Origin of the sequence: Roseateles chitinivorans, from assembly GCF_050632145.1 — a bacterium.
GTDB lineage: Bacteria > Pseudomonadota > Gammaproteobacteria > Burkholderiales > Burkholderiaceae_C > Roseateles > Roseateles chitinivorans_B.
The window spans coordinates 1,111,116-1,136,758 of sequence record NZ_CP192577.1; the positions used below are offsets into that span (position 1 = coordinate 1,111,116).

20 protein-coding genes and 1 pseudogene are annotated in these 25,643 nt (G+C 70.5%); 8 read left to right on the forward strand and 13 right to left on the reverse strand.

What is annotated here, in order from left to right:
- The first annotated feature begins 96 nt into the window (after positions 1-96).
- Positions 97-870: a LytR/AlgR family response regulator transcription factor gene (locus ACQ86G_RS05160; RefSeq protein ID WP_431259599.1), complete on the forward strand. Its 774-nt coding sequence runs from the start codon at positions 97-99 to the stop codon at positions 868-870.
- Positions 871-954: 84 nt separating this feature from the next.
- Here ACQ86G_RS05160 and ACQ86G_RS05165 read toward each other — a convergent pair whose 3' ends face one another.
- The 4 genes from ACQ86G_RS05165 to ACQ86G_RS05180 form a co-directional block, all read right to left on the reverse strand.
- Positions 955-3,633 carry a hypothetical protein gene (locus ACQ86G_RS05165; protein WP_431259600.1) on the reverse strand — a complete coding sequence of 893 codons (2,679 nt, stop codon included), beginning with the start codon at positions 3,631-3,633 and terminating at the stop codon, positions 955-957.
- On the reverse strand, positions 3,630-4,328 hold the full coding sequence (locus ACQ86G_RS05170; RefSeq protein WP_431259601.1) for a lysoplasmalogenase: 699 nt from the start codon (positions 4,326-4,328) through the stop codon (positions 3,630-3,632). Before ACQ86G_RS05170 ends, ACQ86G_RS05165 begins: the two co-directional genes overlap by 4 nt.
- Before the next feature lie 148 nt (positions 4,329-4,476).
- Complete coding sequence (locus tag ACQ86G_RS05175) at positions 4,477-5,040, reverse strand: ImmA/IrrE family metallo-endopeptidase (protein WP_431259602.1); 564 nt, start codon at positions 5,038-5,040, stop codon at positions 4,477-4,479.
- 257 nt (positions 5,041-5,297) lie between these two features.
- Entirely contained in the window at positions 5,298-7,364 is a 2,067-nt protein-coding gene (locus ACQ86G_RS05180) for an ATP-dependent helicase (RefSeq protein WP_431259603.1), read from the reverse strand.
- 64 nt (positions 7,365-7,428) lie between these two features.
- On the opposite strand from ACQ86G_RS05180, the gene ACQ86G_RS05185 reads away from it, so the two are divergent.
- On the forward strand, positions 7,429-7,797 hold the full coding sequence (locus ACQ86G_RS05185; RefSeq protein ID WP_431259604.1) for a DUF1304 domain-containing protein: 369 nt from the start codon (positions 7,429-7,431) through the stop codon (positions 7,795-7,797).
- A 28-nt stretch (positions 7,798-7,825) separates the two neighbouring features.
- On the opposite strand, the gene ACQ86G_RS05190 is transcribed toward ACQ86G_RS05185, so the two are convergent.
- From ACQ86G_RS05190 to ACQ86G_RS05200, 3 genes are all read right to left on the reverse strand, one after another.
- Entirely contained in the window at positions 7,826-8,644 is an 819-nt protein-coding gene (locus ACQ86G_RS05190) for a substrate-binding periplasmic protein (RefSeq protein ID WP_431259605.1), read from the reverse strand.
- 57 nt (positions 8,645-8,701) lie between these two features.
- A complete protein-coding gene (locus ACQ86G_RS05195; RefSeq protein WP_431259606.1) occupies positions 8,702-9,202 on the reverse strand; it encodes a hypothetical protein in 501 nt (166 codons plus the stop codon).
- Positions 9,203-9,448: 246 nt separating this feature from the next.
- Positions 9,449-10,540: a hypothetical protein gene (locus ACQ86G_RS05200; RefSeq protein ID WP_431259607.1), complete on the reverse strand. Its 1,092-nt coding sequence runs from the start codon at positions 10,538-10,540 to the stop codon at positions 9,449-9,451.
- Positions 10,541-10,575: 35 nt separating this feature from the next.
- On the opposite strand from ACQ86G_RS05200, the gene ACQ86G_RS05205 reads away from it, so the two are divergent.
- Entirely contained in the window at positions 10,576-13,122 is a 2,547-nt protein-coding gene (locus ACQ86G_RS05205; RefSeq protein ID WP_431259608.1) for an alpha/beta hydrolase family protein, read from the forward strand.
- A 166-nt stretch (positions 13,123-13,288) separates the two neighbouring features.
- Here the strand turns inward: ACQ86G_RS05205 and ypfJ are convergent, their stop codons facing one another.
- The 3 genes from ypfJ to ACQ86G_RS05220 all read right to left on the reverse strand — a co-directional run bounded on the left by ypfJ (position 13,289) and on the right by ACQ86G_RS05220 (position 17,336).
- Positions 13,289-14,179 carry a KPN_02809 family neutral zinc metallopeptidase gene (gene ypfJ / locus ACQ86G_RS05210; RefSeq protein ID WP_431259609.1) on the reverse strand — a complete coding sequence of 297 codons (891 nt, stop codon included), beginning with the start codon at positions 14,177-14,179 and terminating at the stop codon, positions 13,289-13,291.
- Positions 14,180-14,288: 109 nt separating this feature from the next.
- Positions 14,289-16,466, reverse strand: a complete 2,178-nt coding sequence (locus ACQ86G_RS05215) for an ATP-binding protein (RefSeq protein ID WP_431259610.1) — start codon at positions 16,464-16,466, stop codon at positions 14,289-14,291.
- Positions 16,467-16,481: 15 nt separating this feature from the next.
- Positions 16,482-17,336, reverse strand: coding sequence for a substrate-binding periplasmic protein (locus ACQ86G_RS05220; RefSeq protein WP_431259611.1), 855 nt, complete (start codon positions 17,334-17,336; stop codon positions 16,482-16,484).
- 186 nt (positions 17,337-17,522) lie between these two features.
- On the opposite strand from ACQ86G_RS05220, the gene ACQ86G_RS05225 reads away from it, so the two are divergent.
- The gene (locus tag ACQ86G_RS05225) at positions 17,523-18,140 is read left to right on the forward strand and encodes a helix-turn-helix domain-containing protein (RefSeq protein WP_431259612.1); all 618 of its coding nucleotides are present in this window, start codon (positions 17,523-17,525) and stop codon (positions 18,138-18,140) included.
- Positions 18,141-18,162: 22 nt separating this feature from the next.
- Positions 18,163-18,882, forward strand: coding sequence for a response regulator (locus ACQ86G_RS05230; RefSeq protein ID WP_431259613.1), 720 nt, complete (start codon positions 18,163-18,165; stop codon positions 18,880-18,882).
- Positions 18,883-18,891: 9 nt separating this feature from the next.
- On the opposite strand, the gene ACQ86G_RS05235 is transcribed toward ACQ86G_RS05230, so the two are convergent.
- Both ACQ86G_RS05235 and hemE read right to left on the reverse strand, forming a co-directional pair.
- Complete coding sequence (locus tag ACQ86G_RS05235; protein ID WP_431259614.1) at positions 18,892-21,003, reverse strand: primosomal protein N'; 2,112 nt, start codon at positions 21,001-21,003, stop codon at positions 18,892-18,894.
- Between the two features lie 339 nt (positions 21,004-21,342).
- Positions 21,343-22,430, reverse strand: a pseudogene (hemE, locus tag ACQ86G_RS05240) (uroporphyrinogen decarboxylase).
- 87 nt (positions 22,431-22,517) lie between these two features.
- Between hemE and ACQ86G_RS05245 the strand changes: the two are divergent.
- From ACQ86G_RS05245 to ACQ86G_RS05255, 3 genes are read left to right on the forward strand one after another with little or no spacing between them, the layout of a single operon-like run.
- A complete protein-coding gene (locus ACQ86G_RS05245; RefSeq protein ID WP_431259615.1) occupies positions 22,518-23,198 on the forward strand; it encodes a LemA family protein in 681 nt (226 codons plus the stop codon).
- A gap of 10 nt (positions 23,199-23,208) precedes the next feature.
- Positions 23,209-24,168, forward strand: a complete 960-nt coding sequence (locus ACQ86G_RS05250; RefSeq protein ID WP_431259616.1) for a TPM domain-containing protein — start codon at positions 23,209-23,211, stop codon at positions 24,166-24,168.
- Positions 24,168-24,716, forward strand: a complete 549-nt coding sequence (locus tag ACQ86G_RS05255) for a TPM domain-containing protein (RefSeq protein ID WP_431259617.1) — start codon at positions 24,168-24,170, stop codon at positions 24,714-24,716. The genes ACQ86G_RS05250 and ACQ86G_RS05255 overlap by 1 nt, the downstream gene beginning before the upstream one ends.
- Before the next feature lie 50 nt (positions 24,717-24,766).
- Here the strand turns inward: ACQ86G_RS05255 and ppk2 are convergent, their stop codons facing one another.
- A complete protein-coding gene (gene ppk2, locus ACQ86G_RS05260; RefSeq protein WP_431259618.1) occupies positions 24,767-25,579 on the reverse strand; it encodes a polyphosphate kinase 2 in 813 nt (270 codons plus the stop codon).
- Positions 25,580-25,643 lie beyond the last annotated feature (64 nt).

The window sequence follows — 25,643 nt, forward strand, 5'->3', positions numbered from 1 at the left end:
GAACCGGTCCTCACCTGCCCTAACATCGCCTCCCATGAGCGACACCAGCGACACCCCCAAGGCCCGCGCGCCATCCTCGCGGACGACGAACGCCTGATGCGCGAGCAGCTGCGCAGCCGCATCGCCGAGGTCTGGCCCGAACTGCAGATCGTGGCCGAGGCCAAGAACGGCCTGGAAGCGGTCGAGCTGGTCAAGGAGCACCGGCCGGACCTGGTCTTCCTCGACATCCGCATGCCGGGCCTGACCGGCGTCGAGGCCGCCAAGCAGATCGCGCAGCTGCCCGACGACGACGACTGGGCGCTGCCCGAGATCGTCTTCATCACCGCCTACGACCAGTACGCGGTCGAGGCCTTCGAGCAGGGCGTCTGCGACTACGTGCTCAAGCCCGCCGAGCGCGATCGCCTGCTGGTGACCGTCGAGCGCATCAAGAAGCGCCTGGCACTGCGCAGCGGCGAGGTCGAGCCCGAAGGCCCGAGCGCCGGCACGCTGCAGCAGCTGCTGCACTCGCTGTCGGCCCGGGTGAACAACACCAGCGGAACGCCGCGGTACCTGCAGTGGATCCAGGCCTCGGTCGGCCAGACGATCCAGATGATCCCGGTGGAGGACGTGCTGTTCTTCATCAGCGATGAGAAGTACACCCGCGTCCAGACGCCCACCGTCGAGGCGCTGATCCGCAAGCCGATCAAGGAGCTCGTCGACGAGCTCGATCCGAAGCTGTTCTGGCAGATCCACCGCTCGACGCTGGTGAACGTCAAGGCCATCAACGGCATCGGTCGCGACTTCCGCGGACGCCAGCTGGTCGGGGTGCGCGGCCTCGATGAGAAGCTCGAAGTGAGCCGCAGCTACACCCATCTGTTCAAGGGGATGTGACGAGGCCGCCTGACGGCCTAGACCCCGCGCGCTGCGCGCGCCCTCACCCCTTCCCCTCCCGCAAGCGGGAGGGGAGCTCCAGCATCAGCGGCGGGGGCGCTTCGGCGTGACCGGGCCCTTGAGTTTGACGCCCGCCGCCGCCATCGCGCGGCGGACTTCCGGGGCGTCCTCGAAAGCGGACTCCAGCTCCGGCTGCAGGGTCTCCAGTTCCAGGCGGGAGTCGGGATCGCCAGGGCGATGCACCTTGCGTGACGACGCCCTCAGGCCCAGGCCGAGCGCCATCAGCGCATAGAACAGGAAGGCGATCCGCGGCGCGTCGATCAGGCTGTCGAACAGGCCGACGATCGCGAAGCCCACCAGCCCGCCCACCACCGCCGGCGCCAGCGGATGGTGACGTCCGGCGCCGAAGGTCAGGCGCATCAGCACCGTCACCAGCAGGCTGGTCCAGAGCGCGAGGCCGAACAGGCCCTGCTCGAACAGCACATGCGCCGGCAGGCTCTTCATGTGGAAGGGCATGTGGTTGCGGTCGCTGGAGAAGAACCAGCGCGCCAGGCCGTCGCTGAAATCGCCGTTCTGCAGCACGGGGCCGTGGACGCTGTCCACGATCGAGATCGACGCGATCTCCAGCACGCCGCCGCGCCAGTTCTGCGTCACCGACGCCACCAGGCGCCGCGGCGCCCAGGCCGGTCCGCCGAAATCGGCCGGCGCATTCCCGAGCTTCAGCTGCACCGGCTGCCAGGCGCCGCCCTTGGGCTCGATGGCGGCCTCGCGGTCCACGCAGCGCAGCGGATAGAGCAGGAACTTCTCGCAGACCTCGACACGCAGCCGGGTCTTGAACTGGGTGCGAAGCATCACCGTCGCGGCGACCTCGCCGGCCACCGCCGGCACGCGCTGGCTGAGCCGGAACATCTCGCCGTTGCCCATCATGTGCAGGCCACTGGTCAGCGTCACGGTCGGGTGCGGGAACGGCTCCGCGCCGGGCAGGCCGGAGGCCGGCACCTCGGACCGCGCGGGGTTCAGGTGGTAGTCGCCGACGCGCTCCTCGAACGGGCCGCCGTTGGCGAAGCTTGCGGGGAAACGCCCGCTGCCCTTGCCCAGCAGCCATTCGTCCGCGGACTTCAGCAGACCCAGGCTCACGCGCCAGTGTTCGAGGCGGCCTTCGAAGTCCTGCTGGCCGGTCGACATCCGCTGGCCGATGTAGGCGCCGCCGCCCAGCGCCGCCACCACCGCGCAGGCGAGGAGGCAGCCGGTCCAGACCAGGCCCCGGGCGCGCCAGCTCGCGGTGCGCAGGTCCGCGCCGACACGCGGCGACCACTGCGTCGCGAGCCACGCGACCGCCAGCATGCCCAGCACGGCGGCGATGGCGACGACGTCACGACCGCTGCCCCAGTGCGCCGCGACCAGGCCCGCGCCGGCCAGTGAGGCCATCCAGACGATCGCCAGCGCGAAGGCCTGCGACGGCTGCGTCAATCCGCCGCGCCACAGCCAGGCCAGTCCCAGCCCCGACAGCACGACGAGGCCGTCGATCAGGTAGGCGCCCTTGGGCACGAGATCGATCAGCAGACCGCCGAGCAGCGCCAGCAGCAGCGCCGGCAAGGTCGCCATCACCAGCAGCGCGCGCATCTGTCCGCGCGGCCACGCCGCGCGCGAGGCCGGCATCGCCAGCAGCACCGCGACACTCCCGGCCAGCGCCAGCAGCGCGCGATAGCCGCCGGTGCCGAAGAGCACCCAGGCCGCCACGGCCGTCCCGGCGATCACGCCGATGGACCAGCCCAGCGGCACCCGGCGGCCCGCGCCCGGGAAGGCCGCGGACGAGGACGCCTCCTGCCGCGAGGCCTCGGGGCCCTGGCGGCGCTGCACCGCCCAGAGGACTGCGCAGATCGCCATGCCGGCGGGCACCGCCAGATAGACGCCGCGCGAGAAGGTCGTCAGCGAGGCATAGAACGCGAGCAGCAGCACCGCCAGCGCGGCCACGAAGCGCAGCGGCCGGCGCTCCCGCATCGCCCACAGCATGGCGAACGGCAGGCTCAGCGCCAGCGCGCCGTCCAGCGACGCGCCGCCGACATTCATCTCCCAGAACAGCGAGGTCGTCCGGTAATCCGTCGAGAAATCCAGCAGGCCGGTGTAGACCCAGCGCTCCCACAGCGCGCCGAGCGAGGTGGTGATCAGCACCAGCACCCAGGCCGCGCGCGACAGCCGCTGCACCGACGAAGGCCGCAGGTCCGACGCCTTCTGCCACAGCGGCAGCAGCAGCAGGACCAGGAAGAAGCTCTTGCCGGCGCGCAGGCTGTTCATCGGCTCCTGGAACCCTTGCCAGAAACCGAAGTCCATCCCGCCGGCCTGATCGAAGCCGCGCCAGACGGCGATGAACGCGGACAGCGCGAACACCGCCATCAGCACCCGCACCGCCGCGCGCCAGCGCAGCGTGCGATAGCGCCAGGCCACCGGCTTGTGCGGCGGCACGGTCAACGCGATCGCGGTGTAGCCGCCGGCGGCGACGGCCAGCACCAGCAGGTCGAGTTCCTCGAAGGTGATCCAGCCGGTCCACGGCGCGAAGCCGATCACCGGCACCAGCGCCGGCACCAGCAGCGGCAGCGAACGCCAGCCGAAGAAGCCCGCCACCGCGATGGCGACCCACAGCGCGGTGGCGGCCACCGGCTGCACCGGGTAATGGCGCATGAGCCAGAGGCCGACGGCGGCGCACGCCACGCCCGAGGCCAGCGTGGCGAGGGACGACGGGCGTCGGGGCAGGACGAACTTCATGCCCGGGCCCGTCCGAGGCTGCTGGCGATGCACCATTGCGCCGGCCAGTAGCTGGCGAGCACCCAGAAGCTGGCCATCTCCAGCGGTCCGGCGAACTTGTTGATCGCCAGCATCGCGTCCGACAGCACGAACAGCGTGCCGCCCCACGCGGCCCAACGCGCGAGCGGTTCATCCGGCTGCCCGACGCTGCCCCGCCACCAGGCCCAGGCCTGCGCGGCCATCGCCGACAGGCAGACGACGTAGACGACCACCGGCGCGCGCAGGTCGGCCGGGATGTGCGGCCAGAGCCGTCCCAGCACCGCCGCCGCGATGACGCCGAACATCAGGAAGGGCCAGCGGATGGCGCCCAGCCGCTTGCGGGTGCAGAAGCCGACGATGTAGCAGACATGGGCGGCGAGGAAGCTCACCAGCCCGGGCAGGAACCCCTGCTCCGGCCAGAGCAGCGCGACGTCGCCCGCCAGCGAGCACAGCAGTCCGGCGCGCAGCCAGCGTGCCAGCCGCGGGCGTTCGGCGCCACGGGGCCACGCGTAGACCAGGATGAGCACCGTCGTCAGCGGCTTGAACAGGAAGGCCAGCGACGGCGGCAATGCCGCCGGCTGGGACAAGGCGAGGATGGCGGCGGCCGCGCTGAGCAGGGTCAGCAGCGGGAGCACGGCGGCGAGCCTGGTAGCGGACTTGGCGGCGGAGGCTGTCATGCGCCCGCATTCTGCCGTTTGCCGATGACGCCCACCCCCGGATCCGGGTGATATGGCAGACCTTACAGGGTCGACACCGACGGGGCGGAGCGCGGCGGACGGCGTCGACCTCCGCCCGCCGCGCGCGGGACGCACGGCGCCTGGGCGCTCACAGGTGCGACCACTGGCGGTCGAGCGCCTGCAGGCGCTCGTGGACCGCTGACTCCGGGACGAAGAATTTCTCCGCCAGCCGGCGTGCGCTGACGACGCCTTGATTCATCAGCCGGTAGATCGCGAAGTCGGGCATCAGCAGGCCCAGCGCGAAGCGGTGGGCTTCCTGCTCGATGCGGCGCGAGCCGTGGATGGAGAGGTTGGGCGTCGTCTCCGCGGGCACCGGGCCGTGCCCGAGCAGGTGATGCCCCAGCGCATGCGCCAGCACGATGCGGCGTTGCAGCGGCTCGTCGGCGAGGTTGAGCTCGATCACCGGGTGCTCGTCGAGGGACAGGAGCCGGCCGCGATAGGGGTACATCGGTTCTTGCGCCCCGCCCCGTTCCCGGACCTCGACGCCGACGCCTTCGGCCAGCGCGTGCACGTTCACCGCCAGCAGGGTCTGGTCCCCATGCGCCTTGCGCAGTTCGTCGGCGAGGACATCGATGACGCGGTGCCGCGCCGCCGCCTCGGCGGGCGTGCCGGCCTCCGGGCAGGACGAACTGGAAAACGGGACGGCGGACATGGTCGGACTCCTCGGCGGGCGCAGAGGGTCCGGATGCTAGGAACGCGAGCTTCCCCGTGAAATGACTCGAACCAGTAAGAATCGTTCGCCTACCACTCGCACCCACTGTTCGAGTGACAGGTCTTGCCATCCACGGCGTCCATGGCCGTCCGACGACGTGCAGTCAGCGAGTGCGGGTGGGGCCGGAATGGGGCTTGGGGTTCCCGGAGGGAGGTCCCATGCCCCGTGGAGAGCCCGCGCTTGGCCAAGCGCAGGACTCAGCGGTCGTCCTTCGCCGCCTGCGCCTGCTTCGCCGCGGTATCGGCGGCCTTGGCGGCGAGCTGCTCCCGCATGCGCTTGAGCTTCTCGCGGGGGTCTTCCTTGACGCCGCCCTCGCCCAGCTTCATCTCGGCGATGAACCGGCTGGGCACGCCGACGACCGTCTCCCGGTTCTTCTTGCGCCGCCGCAACGTCGACACCGCCAGCGTGCGCCGGGCCCGCGTGATGCCGACGTACATCAGCCGGCGCTCTTCCTCGACGCGCTGGGGCGTGAGTTCGTCGTTCTCGGCCTTGAAGGGCAGCAGCCCTTCGTTGACGCCGGCCAGCACCACGTGCGGCCACTCGAGTCCCTTGGACGCGTGCAGCGTCGTCAGCACGACCTGGTCCTGGTCCTCCTGGCGCTCGGCCAGGGACAGGATCACGCTGATCGTCTGCGCGACTTCGAGCAGCGTCTGGCGCGGACTCTCGGTCGTGATGCCGCCGTCGGTCGAGATCTCCCCGCCGCAGCGCTTGGCGACCCAGTCGACGAAGTCGAGCACGTTGCCCCAGCGGGCCTGTGCCACCTTCTCGTTGTCTTCCTGGTCGATCAGGTACTGCTCGTAGGCGATGTCCTTGAGCCATTCCATGATCAGCGCCTTGCCCTCCTCGGCGCCGACGGCGTGGCGCGCGCGGTACTCGAGGTCGACGACGTAGCGGCCGAATTCATGCAGCCCGTGCAGCGCCTTGCTCGACAGCGTCGCCTTGAGCGATTCGGCGAACAGCGACTCGAACATCGACAGCTTCCACTTCGCCGAGAACTCGCTCAGGTGGCCCAGCGTCTGGTGGCCGATGCCGCGCTTGGGCGTGGTCACCGCGCGCAGGAATGCCGGGTCGTCGTCCTGGTTCACCAGCAGCCGCAGCCAGGCACAGAGGTCCTTGATCTCGGTGCGGTCGAAGAAGCTCTGGCCGCCGGAGACCTTGTACGGGATCTCCGCGCGGCGCAGCGCCTGCTCGAAGATGCGCGACTGGTGGTTGGCCCGGTAGAGGATCGCGAAGTCCGAGAACTTCGCCGTCGGCTCGTTGGCCCGGATCGACTGGATGCGCGCGACCGCGCGCTCGGCCTCGTGCTCCTCGCCGTCGGCCTCGACCAGCGTGATGGGGTCGCCCTCGCCGAACTCGCTCCACAGCGTCTTCGGGAACAGCTTGGGATTGCCGCCGATCACGTTGTTGGCCGCGCGCAGGATCGCGCTGGTCGAGCGGTAGTTCTGCTCCAGCGGAATGACCTTGAGCTGCGGGAAATCGACCGGCAGCTTCTTGAGGTTCTCGATCGTCGCGCCGCGCCAGCCGTAGATGGACTGGTCGTCGTCGCCCACGGCGGTGAACATCGCGCGGTCGCCGACCAGGCACTTCAGCAGCTCGTACTGGACCGCGTTGGTGTCCTGGTACTCGTCGACCAGCACGTAGCGCAGCGTCTCCTGCCACTTGCCGCGCGCCTCTTCATTGGTCTGCAGCAGCTTCAGCGGCATGCCGATCAGGTCGTCGAAGTCGACCGCCTGGTACGCGGTCAGCCGCTCCTGGTAACGCTGCATGACGACGGCGGCGGCGCGCTCCATGTCGTCCTTCGCGTAGGCCAGCGCCTGCTGCGGGCTCAGGTTCTGGTTCTTCCACAGCGAGATGGTCCACTGCCAGGACTTCGCCGTCGCCGCGTCGGTCGTGCCGCCGGCATCGCGCAGCACCGACAGCACGTCATCCGAGTCGAGGATGGAGAACTGTTCCTTGAGCCCGAGGTGGCGCCCGTCCTGGCGCAGGATGCGCACGCCCAGCGAGTGGAAGGTCGACACCAGCAGTTCCGAGCCGGCCTTGCTGCCCACCAGGTGCTTGGCGCGCTCGCGCATCTCCTGCGAGGCCTTGTTCGTGAACGTGATCGCGGCGATGTTCTTCGGCCGGTAGCCCTCGGCCATCAGCTTGGCGATCTTCTGCGTGATCACGCTCGTCTTGCCCGACCCCGCGCCCGCGATCACCAGGCAAGGCCCCGACAGGTGATGCACGGCCGCCAGCTGGGCGGGATTGAGCGTGGTCTTGGACATGGAACGTGCGGGACAGGGAACTTCGAGGCGGCCGGGGATGATAGCGGGACGTACAGTGCGAACCATGAACACAACACTTGCCCTAGCCGCCAATGTCGTCGTCGCCCTCGTGGCGCTGATCCACGTCTACATCCTCATCCTGGAGATGTTCCTCTGGACCACGCCCAAGGGCCGCAAGGCCTTCGGACTGACCCAGGAATTCGCCGAGGCGAGCAAGGTGCTCGCCGCCAACCAGGGGCTGTACAACGGCTTCCTCGCCGCCGGCCTGATCTGGGGCCTGGTGCTGGGCGCGGCGGGCGGACCGGTGAAGGTCTTCTTCCTGGCCTGCGTGCTGGTGGCGGGTCTGTACGGCGCCGCCACGGCCAGCCGCAAGATCCTCTTCATCCAGGCCATCCCGGCGGCCATCGGCCTGGCGCTCCTGCTGCTGAGCTGAGCTGAGCGGCCGCGAAGCCTGGGCGCGGTCAGTCCGGCAGCGCGACGCCGCGCCGGGCCGCCATCTGCTGCAGTTCCCCGCTGGCACGCAGCCGCTGCATGCCGGCGTCGATCAGCGCCGACCATGGCTCGCCCGCCGCGTCGCGGCGGAAGGCGAAGTGCCCGCGCAGCTGCGCGAACGGCGGCGTGCACAGGGCGACCTGGTCGCTCATGCCGAGGTCCTGGATCACCGGTTCCGAATTGCGCTGGTTGGCCGCGATCAGGTCCAGCCGGTTGAGCTGCAGCATGCGCAGCGCCGTGTTCAGGTCCCGCACGGCGGTCACGTTCAGGCCCCGGCGCGCCTGCTCGAAACGGTCGCCATAGACCCAGCCCTGCACCGCGCCGATCCGCAGCGGCACCAGCGCCTGGAAGTCCCCCCACCAGAGCCCTTCCTCGCGGCGGCGCGCGTAGAACACCAGCGCATCCTCGTAGAAGGCCTGGCGCGAGAAACGCATCTGGCGCTCGCGCTCCGGCGTGCGGTAGGGTCCGACGAGGATCTGCGCCGGTCCATGCTCGATCATGGCCTGCGCCCGCAGCCAGGGAAAGAACTCGTAGCGCGGCTGATGGCCGGCGGGAATCAGGATCGCGTCGAGCAGGTCGACGGCCAGGCCGCCCGGCTTGCCCTCGCCGGGCGCGGGCTCGAAGAGCCGCGCGAAGGTCGTGCCGGCGACAACCACCTGCGACGTGCGGGGACGTCCCTTGGCCGGCACGTCGGGGGACGAGGCTTGTGCCCGGACCGCGCCGGTCATGCCGACGGTCATCGCGCCGAGCGCGGCATGACGGAGCAGGTGTCGGCGGAAGGCGTCCATGGGCCTGCCCATGATAGGCGCGGGGGCCGTCGGCAGGCAGCCCCGCGACACGGGGATTCAGGGCTCGCGCGGACCGGCGCCATGGCTGCGGGTTTCGGCGGCGAGGTCCTCCGGCACCAGCGCACCCGGGATGAAGATCGGCATGCGGATGGGGTCGCGCCCGATGTCCTCGCCATGCGAGCCGTGGACCGCGAACGCGGCCGAGAGCACCGCGTGGACCTGCGCCATCGTCTCGTACGGCGGCGACGATCCGCCCGCGAAGAACAGCTTGGCGTCGCCGATGCCCAGCCCGCACAGGCCGTAGAGCCGCTCGCCGACACGGGCGCAGAACTGGTCGGCGATCTGGCGTCCGATCAGGGACGGCAGCCGGACCAGGTAGTCGCCCGTCTCCCTGTCCACGGCCCAGCGCGTCGACAGCCGCATCCAGTGCGCGTTCTTGCCGTCGATGCAGCTCTCCAGCACGCCGCGCAACCAGTGGGAGCACTCGGGATCGGTCACCGCATCCCGCCAGCAGTTGCGCCAATCCGCAGCGGACATCGGCTGAATGTCGAAACTCACGCACATCCTCCTCGCGTCGCGACCCAGGGCGACAGGAGAACGATCGTAGGCAGGCAGGCCCCGCTCGGACAATCCGCCTTCATCGATCGATGCCTGACGCGTCCGAGTCGATCGGCAACACGGATCAGTCGATTCGCATGGGCGTTTTCGAACGGCTCTGCCTCACCCCTGATAGAGGACTAGTGCATCGAGGTGGGTCGCCGACGCGTCGTCGGAGCGGCCGGGCTGCACCGGCCCGCGGCGCACTCAGCTGCCGCGCAGCACCAGCCAGGCGACGACCGCCGCCAGGGCCAGCACGAGCGCCACGCCCGCCAGGCGCTCCGCCCACGACGCGCGGGAAGACGCCGGGCGATCGTCGTCGGCCGCCAGCGGCGGCGGCGACGGCAGCAACGGCATCGGCGCCGACGGCGAACCCGATGCGCCGGACGCCGGGCGCGCCGGTGCCGGCTCGACCTCGATCCAGTCGCGCACCGCCTGGGCGAGCAACTGGCGGTCGGTGAACGAGCGTCCGTCCATCATGGCCCGGTCCAGCAACTGGTCGAGGCTCTCCCGCTGCGCGGCCGTCAACGACAGCCACGACTGCAGCGACGCCACCGGCGTGGCGCCGGGTTCGGGCTCCTCCTCGAAGCCGTCCTCGGTCGCATCGCGACGCGGCAGACGTCCGTTGACGAGCATGCCCAGCAGCCGCCCCAGCGCATGGGTCTCGCTGTTGGCGTCGGGGCGGCCGCCGGCGCGTTGACGCGCGTTGGCCAGCGGCTCGGCGGCGCGCACGAGGGCGGCGGGCGCGTGGCTGTCGCGCGGGGTCAGCCCCTGCCCCAGCCAGTGCAGCTGCTGCGCGGGACTGAGCCACAGCGTGCCGGGATCGAGTTCGTGCAGCACCAGGCCGTGCGCGTGCGCGGCGTCCAGCATCCCGATCAGGTCCAGCAGCAGTTGCATGCGCCGCTTCAGCGGCAACGCCATCGCCACGCGCAGCAGCGGCGCGCCCTCCATCGCCGGCACGACGAGGTAGGGCAGCCCGGTGGGACTGAGCCCGCTGTCCAGCGGCGCCCCGTAGGTCGGATGCTGGAAGCGCGACAAGGCTTCCGAGTCCTCCGCGAAGCGCATCAGCACCGCCTGCGCGTCCGAGTCGTGGCGGTAGACCAGCGCCAGGCCGGTCTGGGCCGCGGCCTTGCCGTGCTCGACGCGGACCCACACGCCGGAGGCGCATTCGAACAGCACCGCCGCGACGCGCCAGACGCCCAGCCGTTCGCCGGCCACCGGCAGCACCGCCGGGCCCCGGGGGGCCGGGTCGTGCGGTGCGCGGGGGTCCTGCGCGTGCGGGGCGGGGGGCTCGATCATGGGCGCGAATCCTAGCGCAGCGATACTTCGACCCCATGTCCTTCCGCGTCCCCTCTGTCGGCCTGAGCCACCCGCCCGTCGGCACCTCCGCGGCACGGGCCGCCCCAGGCCCCACGACCGTCACGCCACGCCCGCGCCGCGTGTCGTCCCGCCTCGCGGCGATGCTGGGGGTTTCGGTGCTCTCGGCCGCGGTCGCGGCGGCTTCCGCCGCCGATGCCGCGCCCGCGCCGTACAAGCAGCCGTCCGCGGCGATCCGCGAACTGCTGGATGCGCCGGCGCTGCCGCGGCTCATCCCGTCGCCGGACCGGCAGGCGCTGGCGCTGGTCGAACAGCGCCGCTACACGCCGCTCGAGGAGCTGGCGCGGCCCGGACTGCGTCTGGCCGGCGCGCGTTTCGACCCGCGCAACGCCAGCCAGCAGAACCTGCTCGCCGTGCAGCGCGTGCGCCTGCGACCGCTGCTCGATCCGGAAGCGATCGAGCGCGACGTCGAACTCCCGGCCGGCGGCACCTGGCACAACTTCGTCTGGGCGCCGGACGGCCAGCGCTTCCTGCTGTCCCGCCGCACCGACACCGGTGAGGAGCTGTGGGCCGGCGCCACCGCCAACGGCCAGCTCTGGCGCATCTACAACGTGCGCCTGAACAACGCCGTCGATGCCGACGACATCGCCTGGCTGAATGCCCGCGAAGCCGTCGTGCTGACCATCCCCGACGATCGCGGCGCCGCGCCCAGCCGGGCGCAGACCGGGCCGGCCATCCAGGAGACGCACGGGAGGGCCTCGCCGGAACGCACCTATCCGGACCTGCTGCGCAATCCGCGCGACGAGGACCTGTTCGAGCACTACGCCCGCTCGCAGCTCACGCTGATCGACATCGCCAGCGGGCAGAGCCGCGACATCGGCACGCCGGGCCTGTTCACCAGCGTCTCCAGCGTCGGCACCGGCCAGGCGCTGCTGACCGAGCGGCTGGTGCGGCCGTTCAGCTACAACCTGACCTTCGACGATTTCCCGACCGTGGTCGAGGTCCGCCAGCGCGACGGCAAGGTGATCCGCGAGCTCGCCAAGATGCCGCTGAAGCAGGGCGTCGCGATCGACGGCGCACTGCAGGGGCCGCGGGTGTTCTACCCCTCCCCGACCAAGGACGCCGCGATCTACTGGGTCGAGGCGCTGGACGGCGGCAACCCGGCCAACCGCGCGGCGTTCCGCGACCGCGTGATGCGGCTGGATCCGCCCTACACCGGCGACCCCTTCGAGGTGCAGCGCATGCCCTACCGCTTCACGCGGCTGCGCTTCGTCGACGACGGGCTGCACGGCCTCCTGACGGAGGAGGACCGGAGCCGGGGCTGGTCGCGGACCTACCTGCTGCCGCTCAACGGCAAGCAGAGCCGGCCCCTGTTCGAGCACTCGGTGCGCGAGCGCTACCGGCATCCCGGCTACCCGTTCATGCGCACGCTGGCCAACGGCCACCAGGTCGCGCAGACGCTGGGCGGCGACCTGCTGCTGTCGGGCCAGGGCTCGGGGCCGAAGGGCGACCGGCCTTTCCTGGACAAGATGTCGCTGAAGGACCTGAGCGTGCAACGGCTGTTCCAGTCGGCGGAGGGCGTGTACGAACAGCCGATGGCGCTGCTCGAGGACCGCCGGCTGCTGACGCAGCGGGAGACCGAGCACGAACCGCCCAACCTCGTGCTGCGCGAGAACGGCAAGGTCACGCCACTGACGCGCATCAAGGATCCGACGCCGCAGCTCAAGGGCGTGCGACGCGAGCTGGTGAGCTTCAAGCGCAACGACGGCGTGGAGCTGTCGTTCTGGATGTACCTGCCGCCTGACCAGCGCGAGGGCGAAAGGCGTCCCGCCCTGGTGTGGGCGTACCCGCTGGAGTTCAACGACGCGGCGATCGCGGGGCAGCTGAGCGGATCGCCGGGGCGCTACATGACGTTCTCGGGCATCAGTCCGCTGAACCTGCTGATGGATGGGTACGTGGTGCTGATGGACGCGACGATGCCGGTGGTGGGCGACTCGCGCAACATGAACGACAGCTTCATCGAGCAGATCACGGCGAATGCGCGGGCGATCGTCGACAAGGCGGAGGACCTGGGCACGGTGGATCCGCGACGGGTGGCGATCGGCGGTCACAGCTACGGCGCCTTCATGGCGGTGAACCTGATGGCGCACACGAAGCTGTTCCGCTGCGGCATTGCGCGCAGCGGGGCCTACAACCGGACGCTGACGCCGTTCGGTTTCCAGAGCGAGCGCCGCTCGCTCTGGGACGCGAAGGACGTCTACCTGAAGCTGTCCCCCTTCCTCTTCGCGAACCAGATCAAGGATCCGCTGCTGCTGATCCACGGCGAGGCCGACAACAACTCCGGCACCTTCCCGATGCAGAGCGAGCGCCTGTACCAGGCGCTCGCGGGCCTGGGTGGCACCGCGCGGTACGTCCTGCTTCCCTTCGAGGCCCACGGCTACACCGCCCGCGAATCCGCGGGCCAGGTGCAATGGGAGATGAGCCAATGGTTGAAGGGTTGCGTCGGCGACCCTCGCGCGGAGGCCAAGCCCCGCCCCGCTGCAGGCTCGGCCGCGCCGCAGTAAGCCGCTGATGGAGACTGGCTTGGCCGGGGCCGCCGGCGAAGCCGAAGCCTCCAGTACTGACCAGGCGCGTTCTGTCTGACCAAAGCGAACCGCAGGTGAGCGGCGGGAGTTGAGCGCCGAAGCTTCGGCTTCGCCGGCGGCCCCGGCCAAGCCAGTCGCGCTGCTGCTAGAGCTGCTTCGCCGCGAACGTATCGCAGTCCCGCAGATCCCCCTGAGCCATCCCGCGCTTGAACCACCGCTGCCGCTGTTCGCTGCTTCCGTGGGTGAAGCTTTCGGGCACGACGGCGCGTCCGGCGCTGCGCTGGAGGGTGTCGTCGCCGATCTTGGCGGCGGCGTTGAGCGCCTCGTCGATGTCGCCTGCCTCCAGCCAGCCCGTGGCCTGCTGCGAGTGATGGGCCCACACGCCGGCAAAGCAATCGGCCTGGAGTTCAACGCGGACGCTCATCGCGTTGGCGGCCTGTTCGGACTGACGGCGCCGGGCGGCGTCGACCTTGTCGGTGATGCCGAGCAGGTGCTGGACGTGGTGTCCGACCTCATGGGCGATGACGTAGGCCTGGGCGAAGTCGCCGGGGGCGCCGAGCCGGTCGCGCAGGGTCTGGTAGAAGCCGAGGTCGATGTAGACCTTGCTGTCGCCGGGACAGTAGAAGGGCCCCATGGCGGCTTGGCCGAGTCCGCAGGCGGTCCGCGACTGGCCCTCGAAGAGGGTCAGCGTCGGCGCCTGGTAGGTCTTGCCGCCGGCCTTGAAGAGCGGGGTCCAGACATCTTCGGTGTCGGCGAGCACGACGCTGACGAATTTCCCGGGCGTGTCCTGCGGGCGGCTGTGCTCGACAGGGCGTTGGGCCGGGCCGGGCGAGGTCTGGATCGCGCTGCCGTCGAGCGCGCTGAGCACCGTCAACGGATTGATGCCGAACGCCCAGGACGCGAGCAGCGCCACCACGATGCCGCCGACGCCGATGCCGCGGCCTCCGATCGGCAGTCCGCCGCCGCCGCTGCTTCCGCCGCCGCTGCCGCGCAGGTCCTCGACGTTGTCGCTCTCTCGATGGCCTTCCCATTTCATGGTGTGCTCCTGATGCCGTCCCATCGGCCTGTACCTGCTGCAAGGATGGCACAGCGCGCGTGACGGGACTGTCGGACGGGGCCCCGATCGGGGGGACAGCGCGCGCCGTTCAGTCGGCGGCCCGGGCCTCGCTCTCCGCCGCCGGCGCGTCCTGGGCGGGAAGGATCAGGTGGAACTCGGCGCCGCCGTCCTCGCGGTTGGCCGCGTAGAGGCGACCGCCGTGCAGCTCGACGATCCGCCGGCTGATCGGCAGGCCCAGGCCGGTGCCGCCGGAGCCGTCCTTGGTCGCCGTGGACTGGACGAAGGGATCGAAGATCCGTTCGAGCTCGTCGACCGGGATGCCGGGTCCCCGGTCGGCGACGCAGAGGTGCAGCGCCCCCTCCGGCGTGCGACCGCCGCGGAGTTCGATGGTGCCGCCCTGGGGCGCGAACTTGATGGCGTTGGCCAGCACGTTGCGCACCGCCTGCTGGAAACGCAACGGATCGACGCGTCCGGGCAAGGGTGCGGGCAGGTCGGCGGCCAGCGTCAGCTGGCGCTTCGCACTCAGCGGCGCGAGCTCGCGCATCACCGCGTCGACCGGCTCGCGCAGGTCCTCCGCGCGCAGCTCCAGCGCGCCGACGGCATCGAGCTTGGACGCGTCCAGCAGGTCGTTGACCAGCGCCAGCATCCGCTGCCCGGAACCATGGATGTCGGAGAACATCGCCTGCAGACGCTCCTGCCCGCCGCTGCGCATGATGCCGAGCTCCGAGAAGCCCAGGATCGACTGCAGCGGCGTGCGCAGCTCATGGCTGATGTTGGCGAGGAATTCGGTCTTCGTGCGCGACGCTTCCTCCGCCGCGTCGCGCGCCTGGCGCGTCAGCCGCTCGGCGGCGACGCGCTCGGTGATGTCGACCGCGCTGCCGGCATACCCCAGCAGTTCGCCGTCGCGTCGCAGCGGCACCGTCGCGATCTGGTACCGGCGGGGAGCGCCCTCGCCGTTGCGGATCGTCGCCTCGATGCTGCGCACGCCTTCATCGCCGCCGAACAGGCTTGCCACCGCGTCCCGGTCGGCCGGCTCGGCGATGTCGGCCAGCCGGCGTCCCACCGCCTCGTCCGGACGCCCGCGATGCAGCGTCGTCCAGCGCGCATTGACGAAGGTCAGCGTGCCCGCCGGATTGGTCCGGAAGATCACTTCCTGCACGCTCTTGAGCAGCACGCGCATGTCGCGCTCGCGGTCGGCGAGCTGCTCGTGCGCGCCCTCCAGCGCCTCCATCGCCTCCGCCCGTGCCTGCAGGCTGCGCCTCACGGTGATCGTCGCCAGCGCGATCAGGGCCAGCGCCAGCGCGCCGATCAGCAGCAGCCAGCGCAGGCCCGCGTGCCAGCGGGCCAGCACTTCGTCGATCGACTGCTCGACGCCGACGATGAGCGGACGCCGCGGCGCCGCGCGGTACGCGACGACGACCTCGCCCGGCAATGCGCCGCCACCGATGTAGGTGTCGTGCTCGCGCCCGCGGCGCAGCGCGTCGAAGGCCGGATGACCGTCCAGCCGCTGGCCGGGCAGTTGATGCAGGGTCTCCATCGCGGCGAGCAGCTGGCCGTCCGTCGACGCCAGCCATGCCGCGCTGCGACCGGTCGGCAGCGCGCGCTGCTGGACCTGCGTCAGCGCATCCGGATTGATCAACGCCAGCAGCCAGCGCGGGTCGCCCTCGCGCGTGCCCGGCGAAATGCCCATCGAGGCGGCGGCGCTCGCGGGCTCGTCGGGCGACGACGGCAGCTGCAGCAGCAGCGGCAGCATGCCGACCGGAGACCCTCGTGCCCCGCGTCCGCGCGCCAGGTCCGCCAGACCGCGTCCGGGACGCAGCGGCATCAGCATGTCGCGGTCCGGTCCGGGCAGGCGCCCGAAGTCGTCGAGCGGGATCTCCAGGCCGATCTCGTCGGCGTTCGTGCTGATCAGCACCCGCCCGCGCGTGTCCAGCAGCGAGACGCTGCGGATGAAGGGCAGCCCCACCAGCACATGGCTGAAATGTTCCTCCAGGTGCTGCGCCTCGTGCGGATCGGCGACCGTGCGCGTCAGGCCGTCGCCGATCGCGTGCAGCGACAGCGAGGCGGTCTCGATGGTGCGGCTCGCATCGCTCTCGAGCACCTGCGCCAGCAGCGCCCCGCGGGCGCGGGACTCGTCGATCGCCTCCTGCCGGCCGACCCAGGCCGGCCCGATCAGCCCGGCCAGCGTGCCCGCACCCACGGCCAGGCCGGCCCACAGCGTCGCGCGACGCAGGCGCAGGAGGGAACGGACGGCCGGACCGAGCATCGCTGCGACTCCGCCTCAGGGCACCACGATCGCGGCCAGGCCGTGGCGCTCGGCGGCGGCGCGCAGGCGCCCGTCGCGCTTGATGCGCGCCACGAAGTCGTCCAGCCGCGCCAGCCACGCGGCATCGCCGCGCTTGATCGCGTAGGCATACGGCAGGACATGGAACGGCCGCGGGGACACGATCAGCTGCGCCCAGTCGGCGTTGTCCAGCATCCGCCGGCTGTAGGGGTAGTCGGTCATGAAGACGTCGGCACGGCCGGATTCCAGTTCGCGCTCCCGCGTCGCCGGGGGCTGCACCACCCGCAGCGTGGCGCGCCTGAGCGTGTCGCGCATCACCCGCTCCGTCGACGTGCCCGCCTGCACGGCGACCACCACGCCCGGCTGGTCGATGTCCTCCCAGCGCTTGACGACGCGGCTCGCGCGGCTCGCGACGGCATAGATGTCGCTCTGCAGGTAGGGCTGGGTGAAGGAGAGCGCCACCGCCCGCTGCGGCAGCACGGCGACGGCGAACATCGCGACGTCGCAGCGCTCCGCCTCCAGGTCGGGGATCAGGCGCTGGAACGAGGACTCGACATAACGCAGGCGCACGCCGAGTTCCTTGGCCAGTTCATTGGACAGGTCGATGTCGATGCCGCTGAGCGTCTCGTCGCGCGGATGGCGGTAGGTGATGCCGTAGTAGTCCGGCCAGATGCAGACGCGCAGCACGCCGTGCGCGAACACGCGCTGCAGCGCGGGGCTGGCCGCCGACGTCGGCGCAGAGGCCGCCTCCGGAGCGCTCCAGGCCCCGTGCGCCGCCATCAGCAGCAGGCCGCCCGCCCCCATCCGGGCCAGCCGGCCCCGGGCGCGCCGTCCGGTCCATCGCTTCGTCATCGCATCTCCTCGCCCCGGATTGCACCAGAGTTCGCAGCACCCGATCGCCAGGGAAGGCCCCACCCCCGACCGAAGTCACACCCGATATCACTTTTATCGCTTATAAATGGGGATATTGCCCACCTACAAGTTTGGTTAATTCGGCAAAATCGACCCATGACAGCCATTGCCCGCACACCTGACGACATGCAAGAGGATTTCAGCACGCGCGAAGTGGCGCAGCGCCTCGGCATGGCCGTCCGATCGGTGCAGCTGATGGTCGACCGCGGTGAACTGCAGGCCTGGCGCACGCCGGGCGGCCACCGTCGGATCCTGCGGACCTCGCTGGACGCCTGGCTCACCGGCCGCGGGCTGGCGCCGACCAAGCCGGCCGAACTGTCGCCCAACGACGGCGTGCCGCCGCGTCTGAAGGCGCTGCTGATCGAGGACTCGGTCCACTACCAGAACCTCGTCATGCTGCTCGCGCAGCAGGAGTTCCCCGACCTCGACCTGCACACGGCCAACGACGGCATCGGCGGCCTGGTCATGTACGGGCAGCTGCAGCCGGAGATCCTGCTGGTCGACATCCTGTTGCCCGGCATCGACGGCGCGGCGCTGGTGACCAGCCTGCGTTCGCAACCTCAGTTCGCCAACAGCGAGCTGATCTTCGTCACCGCGCTCGACGAGCAGCAACGGGCGCCCTATGCGTTCGCGCTGGCCGGACTGCCGCTGGTGCACAAGCCCCGCCTCGTGACCGACCTGCCGCCGCTGCTCGGCGCCGCCGTCCAGCGCATCCAGGCCCGCCAGCCGCAATTTGCCGGTTGAAGCCGCCGGGCTGAGGCTGATCATGGCGTCCCGCGTCCGGGTCCTCCTGGTGGAGGACGACACCACCCTGCAACGCTTCGTCTCCATGGCCCTGGAGGACGACGAGGTGCGCCTGCAGGCCTGCATCTCCGTCGACGAGGCGCTGCTCGCGCTCGCGACCCAGAGCTTCGACCTGGTCATCAGCGACCTGATGCTGCCGGGGCGGCACGGCCTGGACCTGCTGCAGACGCTCAGGCAACGGCCCGAGCTGCGCGGCAACGCGCGGCTGGCCGTGTTCAGCGCCGGGCTCAACCCGGCCGTCCGTGAACAGCTGGAAGCACTCGGCGTGACGCGCTTCCTGTCCAAGCCCTGTTCGCTGGGAGAGTTGCAATCCTGCCTGGACGGCCTGCGCGACGCGACGCCGCCGGCCGCGACGCCGTCGATCCATCAGGCCGCCATCGAGCAGTATTTCGGCGGCAATGCCGCGCTGTATCAGGCCTTCCTGGCACGCTGCCGGATGCAGTTCCCGCTGGACATCGCCAACGGCCGCCTCGCCTGCGAGCGCGGCGAACACGTCAAGCTCCGCCATCTCGCGCACAGCCTCAAGAGCGTGCTGCTGACGCTGGGGCATGCCGAGGCGGCCGAGGTCGCGAGGCAACTGGAGCTCGATGCGGAACAGGCCGCCACGGGCTCCGAGGACGCCCTCGCCGCCGCGCGCGCCGCCTGGCCGATCCTGGAAGAAGCGCTCGCCCGCCTGCTCTGATCCCGCGGCTCAGATCGCCAGCGGATCCACATCCACGGCCCACCGCGTCAAGCCCTTCTGACGGCGCTTGAGCGCGTGCAGCGCCGGCAGCCAGGCCCGCAGGAAGCGCTGCAGCTGCGCCCGGTTGCCGGCCTCGATCAGCATCTGGAAACGCTCGCTGTCGGCCACGCGCGCGATGGCCATCGGCACCGGCGGATAGAGCAGCAGTCCCAGGGACAAGGGCAGCGCCTGCGCCGCCTCCTGCGCCGCGGTCAGGAAGTCGCGCGCGGCCTCGACGCTGCGACCCTCCGCGCGCACCAGCGCCAGATGCGCGAACGGCGGCAGGTTGGCGGTCATGCGCTCATGCAGCTGGCTGCCCGCGAAAGCCTCGTAGTCGTGCTTCTGCAGCGACTGGTAGAGCGCGTGCTCGGGATACCAGGTCTGGATCCACATCTCGCTCGCGGCCGCCTGCGCGGCGTCGCGCCCGGCCCTGCCGCCGGCCTGCATCAGCAGCGAGAAGAGCCGCTCCGGCGCGCGGAAGTCGCTGCTGAACAGCGCCCCGTCCGGGTTCACCGCGGCGACCAGCGTGATGCGGCGGAAATCGTGGCCCTTGGCGACCATCTGCGTGCCGACGAGGATGTCGACCTCGCCCTCGTGCACCGCCGCCAGCTGCGATTCCAGGCTGCCCTTGAGCCGGGTCGTGTCCGCATCGATGCGCGCCACGCGCGCGCCCGGCAGCGCCTGCGCGAGCTGCTCCTCGAGCCGCTCCGTGCCGCGCCCGAGCGGCGCGATGTCCGGGTTGCCGCAGGACGGACAGGCGCGCGGCACGCGCGTCGTCACGCCGCAGTGGTGGCAGCGCAGCGTCCGGTCCTCCTTGTGGAAGACCTGGTGCGCGCTGCAATGCGGGCAGTCGCTCTTCCAGTTGCACTGGTCGCAGTGCAGCACCGGCGCATAGCCGCGGCGGTTCAGGAACACCAGGCTCTGCTCGCCGCGCTCCAGCCGCTTGCGCATGGCGTCCAGCAGCGGCACCGACAGCGCCGTCGTGACGCCCTTCTTGCGTTCGAGCCGGTTCATGTCGAAGAGCCGGACGCGCGGCAGCGCCCCGCCGCCGATGCGCTCGGTGAGGTCGACACGGCGGTAGCGTCCGGCCAGCGCGTGCTGCCAGCTCTCCAGCGACGGCGTGGCGGAACCGAGCACCACGGGCACCTTCTCCAGGTGTCCGCGATAGACCGCCAGGTCGCGCGCCGAGTAGCGCGCACCGTCCTGCTGCTTGTAGGAGGGGTCGTGCTCCTCGTCGACGACGATCAGCCCCAGCCGAGGCAAGGACGCGAAGACGGCCAGCCGCGTGCCCAGCACCAGCTGCGCGCGACCCAGATGCGCGGCGAGCCAGTTGCGCAGCCGCTGCGCCGGTGTCAGCGCGCTGTGCAGCGAAACGATGGAACGGCCGGCGAAGCGTTCGGCGAAGCGCGCCTCGAGCTGCGGCGTCAGGTTGATCTCGGGCACCAGCACCAGCACCTGCTGGCCGCGTTCGAGCGCGGCTTCGGCGGCGCGCAGGTAGATCTCGGTCTTGCCGCTGCCGGTCAGGCCCCACAGCAACGCGGGTTGGGGCGCCTCGCGAGCGGCCAGTTCCGCCAGCGCGTCCAGCGCCGCCTGCTGCTGCGCGGTCAACGCCGGACGGTCCGGTGCGGAGGTCGCCTCTCCGGTCGCGGCGGCTGCCGCCTTCGCAGCCTCTGCATCCGCCTTGTCGAGCTTCTTCAGCCGCGCCTGCAGCTGCTTTGCATCGAGGTCCCGCAGCTGCGGCGGCAGCACCGCCAGCGCCAGCTCGCCGATGCTGCGCTGGTAGTAGCCGGCCGCGAACTCCACCAACCTGCGCCAACGGTCCGACAGCGGCGGCAGCGCGTCCAGCGCCTCGCCGACGGGACGCAGCTCGGATTCCGGTAGCTGCTCCTCCTCGGGCAAGTCCTGGCCCTCGGGCAGGTCATCCCAGACCAGGCCCATCACGTCGCGACGACCCAGCGTCACATGGACCAGCGTGCCGGGGGTCAAGTCTTGTGGGCCGAGGTAGTCCAGCGGATCGGTCAGGCCGCTGTGCTGGGGTGCCTCGACGGCCACCCGCACGCGGCGCAGCGGTATCTCGCTCACCGGATGCCCCTTCCGACGACGTCACCACCGGTCTGGACATGCTTCGTCGCGGCGTCCCTCAAGGCCTCCATCGGCCATGAGGAAAACGCGCCAAGTGCCTGATTTCCAAGGGTGTTCACAACGGGGTCGAAAGCCTGTGGATAACTTTGTGGGAAACGCCCCGGCTTTTCCAAGGCCACCGGGATTGCCGCCGCGGAGCCCCGTCGGCGTCAAATCCCGGAGAAACGCGCCGCCTCCTTTGAAATCAACGACTTACGCGCCCATCGGGGAAAGCCCTAGCTCGGATCCCTCGTTTGTGCTGCGTTTCGGTGACATGCACGGATTTGGGGATAACTCCAACTAGGCCTTGCGCAGTTTGCGCGAATGCTGATGCACTTCGTCGACCAGTTCAGAGACGCTTTCCGGCGGCGTGAACTGGCTGATGCCATGGCCCAGGTTGAACACGTGCCCGCCCCAACCGCCGTCCGCGCGTTGCGGTGCGCCGAAGCTGTCGAGCACCGCGCGCGCCTGCTCGCGCACCGCGGCCGGCGGCGCGAACAGCACGTTCGGATCGAGGTTGCCTTGCAGCGCCACGCGGTCCTGCACCTGCGCCCGCGCGCGGCCGAGGTTCACCGTCCAGTCCAGGCCCACGACGTCGGCGCCGGCGGTGGCGATCTCGTCCAGCCACAGCCCGCCGCCCTTGGTGAACAGCAGCTTGGGAATGCGGCGGCCGTCGTGCTCGCCCTTGAGCTGCGAGAGCACGCGGCGCGAATACGCCAGGCTGAACTGCTGGAACTGGCCGTCGGCCAGCACGCCACCCCAGGAGTCGAAGACCATCACCGCCTGCGCGCCGGCCTCGATCTGGGCGTTCAGGTAGGCGGCGACCGCGTCGGCGTTGATCGACAGGATGCGGTGCATCAGGTCCGGACGCGCGTACATCAGGCTCTTGACGTGGCGGTAGTCGTCGGAACCGCCCCCTCGACCATGTAGCACGCCAGCGTCCACGGGCTGCCGGAGAAGCCAATCAGCGGGACGCGTCCGTTCAGCGCGCCGCGGATCGAGGTCACCGCGTCGAAGACGTAGCGCAGCTTGTCCATGTCGGGCACGGCCAGCGCGTTCACGGCGGCTTCGTCACGGACGACCTTCTCGAACTTCGGGCCCTCGCCCTGCGCGAACGACAGGCCCAGGCCCATCGCGTCCGGCACGGTCAGGATGTCGCTGAACAGGATCGCCGCGTCCAGCGGGTAGCGTTCCAGCGGCTGGAGGGTGACCTCGGTCGCGTAGTCCTTGTTGGTGGCCAGGCCCATGAAGCTGCCGGCCTTCGCGCGGGTGTCGCGGTACTCGGGCAGGTAGCGGCCGGCCTGGCGCATCAGCCAGACGGGCGTGTACTCGGTGGGCTCGCGCAGGCAGGCGCGCAGGAAGACGTCGTTCAGAAGGGGGGCGCTCATGGGGAGGGGATTATGCTCGGGGCCCCCTGCTCTTGAATTGCGGGACATGGCACACGATATGCCGCTGCGCACAAGGAGGATCCGCCCATGACTTCGACTTCGTCCCGTCTGCTCGCCACCGTCCGCGCCGCCACGTCGGCCGCCCTGATCGTCGGCGCGCCCATCGCGCTCACCGGCTGCGGCTACAACGAGTTCCAGAGCCTGGACGAGCAGGTCAATGCCAGCTGGTCCGAGGTACTGAGCCAGTACCAGCGCCGCAGCGACCTGATCCCCAACATCGTCAACACGGTCAAGGGCGAAGCCAGCTTCGAGCAGGACACGCTGACCAAGGTGGTCGAGGCGCGCGCCAAGGCCACCAGCATCCAGGTCACGCCCGAGCTGGCGCGCGACCCGGCGGCGCTGCAGAAGTTCCAGGCCGCGCAGGGCGAGCTCTCCGGCGCGCTGAGCCGGCTGATGGTCGTCAGCGAACGCTACCCGCAGCTGCAGGCCAACCAGGGCTTCCGCGACCTGCGGGTGCAGCTCGAGGGCACCGAGAACCGCATCACCGTTGCTCGCAACCGTTACATCAAGTCGGTGCAGGAATACAACGTGCTGACCCGCCGTTTCCCGTCCAACCTGACGGCGAAGATCTTCGGCTACGAGACCAAGCCGAACTTCACCGTGCAGAACGAGGCCGCGATCTCCGCGCCGCCGACGGTGAGCTTCGACAAGCCGGCCACGCCTGCCGTGACGGCGCCCGCGCCATCGGCGTCGCCCGCGTCGAACTGAGGCCCCGCGCATGCGGGCCGTTCGATTCCTGGCGCTGGTCGTCTTCAGCCTGCTGATGAGCGTCGGTCTGCTGCCGCGGGCGCGCGCGCAGGACGTCCAGCCGATACCCCCGCTCAGCGGCCGCGTGATCGACCAGACCGGGACGCTGAACGCCGCGCAGCGCGAGGCGCTCGATGCGAAGCTCGCCGCCTTCGAGCGCGAAGCCGGCCCGCAGATCGTCGTCCTGATGGTGCGCACCACGGCGCCGGAAGACATCGCCGCGTTCGCGCAGCGCCTCGGCGACCAGTGGAAGCTCGGCCGCCGCGAGGTCGGCGACGGGTTGCTGATCGTCGTCGCGAAGGACGATCGGCGCATCAACATCCAGACGGCCAAGGCGCTCGAGGGCGCGGTGCCGGACCTCGCCGCCCGGCAGATCATCGAGCGCGACATCACGCCCGCGTTCAAGGCCGGCGACTATGCCGGCGGCCTGAACCGCGCGATCGACTCGTTGCAGGCGCGCATCCGCGGCGAGCACCTGCCGGCGCCGACGCAGCGCGCCTCGAAGTCCGGGGGCGGCCACAACATCGACATCGGCGAGATCGCCATGATCGCGTTCCTCGCCGTGCCGCTGGTCGGCGCGGTGCTGACCTCGATCTTCGGCCGCAAGATCGGCAGCCTGTTCACGGGCGCCGGCGCGGGCGTTGTCGGCTGGGGCTTGAGCAACAGCGTGCTGCTGGGCGCCGGCGCGGCGGTCGCCTCGCTGATCCTGGTCGGCGTGCTCGGCATCGGCGCGGCGCGGCGGCGCAGCGCGAGTCCTTCTTACAGCGGCTACCGCCGCAGCTCGCATGGTTCGGGCGGCATCGCGCCGCCGATCATCTGGGGCGGCGGCGGCAGTTTTGGCGACGGTGGCAGCAGCAGCGGCGACAGCGGCGGCTTCTCGTCCGGCGGCGGCGGCGACTTCGGCGGCGGTGGCGCTTCGGGAGACTGGTGATGGAACGTCCCTCCGATCACGACATCCGCCACGCCGGCGATACGAGCCGGCTGGGGCGCTTTTTCCGGCACCGCTTCTGGGACGAGGCCGACGTGCGGCGTGTGCTGCCGACCGCGGCGCTCGCGCGCCTGTCGGCTCGTGTCACCGAAAGCGAGTTGAGCCACGCCGGCGAGATCCGCCTGTGCGTGGAAGCCAGCCTGCCCATCAGCTACCTGTGGCGAGGGCTGACCGCGCGGCAGCGCGCGCTGGCGCTGTTCGGCAAGCTGCGCGTGTGGGACACCGAGCACAACAACGGCGTGCTCATCTACCTGTTGCTGGCGGAGCACGCGATCGAGATCGTCGCGGACCGCGGGCTGAACCAGCGCGTCAGCGCGGCGCAGTGGCAGCCCATCGTCGACGGGCTGCGACAGTCGCTGCGCGGCGGGCAGTTCGAGCAGGGTCTGGTGGAGGCGATCCGTGCCGTCGAGGCCTTGTTGGCGCGGCACTTCCCGCCCGAGGCCGGCACCGTGCCGCGCAACGAGCTGCCGGACGCGGTGGTGGTGCTCTGAGCCTCAGAGGCTCTTGATCGGCTTGAGCTTCCAGTCGAAGCGCTCTTCCTTCAGACCCCCTTCACGGCCGGGAACTGCAGTTCCTTCGCCGGCACGGTCACATCCGGGAGATGGTCCAGCAGATGTCGGATCAGCGTCAGCCGGCCCCGCCGCTGATCGTTGAAATCGACCAGCGTCCACGGTGCCTGCTTCGTGTGCGTGTGTTCGAGCATGCGGTCGCGCGCGCGGCCGTAGTCCTCGTAGTGCTGGCGCGCCTCGAGATCGATGGGCGACAGCTTCCATTGCTTGAGCGGATCCTCGGCGCGCTCGGCGAAGCGCTCCTCCTGGTGCTGCTGGTCGACCGTCAGCCAGTACTTGAACAGCAGCAACCCGTCGTCGACGAGCAGGCGCTCGAGCACGGGGGCCTGCTTCAGGAAGTCGTCGGTCTGCTGCGGGGTGCAGAAGCCCATCACCGCCTCGACGCCGGCGCGGTTGTACCAGCTGCGGTCGAAGAGCACGATCTCTCCCGCGGACGGCAGGTGCGTCATGTACCGCTGGAAGTACCACTCGCCCTGCTCGCGCTCGCTGGGCTTGCCCAGCGCGACGGTGCGGCACTGGCGCGGACTCAGCGTCTCGGAGATCGCGCTGATGACGCCGCCCTTGCCGGCGGTGTCGCGGCCCTCGACGATGACCAGCAGCCGCTTGCGCGCGTGCTGCAGCCAGCGTCCCAGGTTGTTGAGCTCGACCTGCATCGGCTGCAGGCGGTCCAGGTAGTCCGACTTCGAGAGCTTGCCGTTCCTGTCGCCGCCTTTGTATGCGCCGTTCTTCGCGTTGCGCTTCTCGTCGCTGCGCTTGCCACCGTTCTTGGACTTCTTGTCGGCCATGCTGGCTCCGTGCCGTGAAGGACGGGCCAGCTTACCGCGCCTCGCCGAGGTGGCGGCCAATGCG

Coding starts and splice junctions, on each gene's coding strand:
- ACQ86G_RS05160 (WP_431259599.1), top strand. CDS start 97: ATGCGCGAGCAGCTGCGCAGCCGCATCGCCGAGGTCTGGCCCGAACTG.
- ACQ86G_RS05165 (WP_431259600.1), bottom strand. CDS start 3,633: ATGAAGTTCGTCCTGCCCCGACGCCCGTCGTCCCTCGCCACGCTGGCC.
- ACQ86G_RS05170 (WP_431259601.1), bottom strand. CDS start 4,328: ATGACAGCCTCCGCCGCCAAGTCCGCTACCAGGCTCGCCGCCGTGCTC.
- ACQ86G_RS05175 (WP_431259602.1), bottom strand. CDS start 5,040: ATGTCCGCCGTCCCGTTTTCCAGTTCGTCCTGCCCGGAGGCCGGCACG.
- ACQ86G_RS05180 (WP_431259603.1), bottom strand. CDS start 7,364: ATGTCCAAGACCACGCTCAATCCCGCCCAGCTGGCGGCCGTGCATCAC.
- ACQ86G_RS05185 (WP_431259604.1), top strand. CDS start 7,429: ATGAACACAACACTTGCCCTAGCCGCCAATGTCGTCGTCGCCCTCGTG.
- ACQ86G_RS05190 (WP_431259605.1), bottom strand. CDS start 8,644: ATGGACGCCTTCCGCCGACACCTGCTCCGTCATGCCGCGCTCGGCGCG.
- ACQ86G_RS05200 (WP_431259607.1), bottom strand. CDS start 10,540: ATGATCGAGCCCCCCGCCCCGCACGCGCAGGACCCCCGCGCACCGCAC.
- ACQ86G_RS05205 (WP_431259608.1), top strand. CDS start 10,576: ATGTCCTTCCGCGTCCCCTCTGTCGGCCTGAGCCACCCGCCCGTCGGC.
- ypfJ (WP_431259609.1), bottom strand. CDS start 14,179: ATGAAATGGGAAGGCCATCGAGAGAGCGACAACGTCGAGGACCTGCGC.
- ACQ86G_RS05215 (WP_431259610.1), bottom strand. CDS start 16,466: ATGCTCGGTCCGGCCGTCCGTTCCCTCCTGCGCCTGCGTCGCGCGACG.
- ACQ86G_RS05220 (WP_431259611.1), bottom strand. CDS start 17,336: ATGACGAAGCGATGGACCGGACGGCGCGCCCGGGGCCGGCTGGCCCGG.
- ACQ86G_RS05225 (WP_431259612.1), top strand. CDS start 17,523: ATGCAAGAGGATTTCAGCACGCGCGAAGTGGCGCAGCGCCTCGGCATG.
- ACQ86G_RS05230 (WP_431259613.1), top strand. CDS start 18,163: ATGGCGTCCCGCGTCCGGGTCCTCCTGGTGGAGGACGACACCACCCTG.
- ACQ86G_RS05245 (WP_431259615.1), top strand. CDS start 22,518: ATGACTTCGACTTCGTCCCGTCTGCTCGCCACCGTCCGCGCCGCCACG.
- ACQ86G_RS05250 (WP_431259616.1), top strand. CDS start 23,209: ATGCGGGCCGTTCGATTCCTGGCGCTGGTCGTCTTCAGCCTGCTGATG.
- ACQ86G_RS05255 (WP_431259617.1), top strand. CDS start 24,168: ATGGAACGTCCCTCCGATCACGACATCCGCCACGCCGGCGATACGAGC.
- ppk2 (WP_431259618.1), bottom strand. CDS start 25,579: ATGGCCGACAAGAAGTCCAAGAACGGTGGCAAGCGCAGCGACGAGAAG.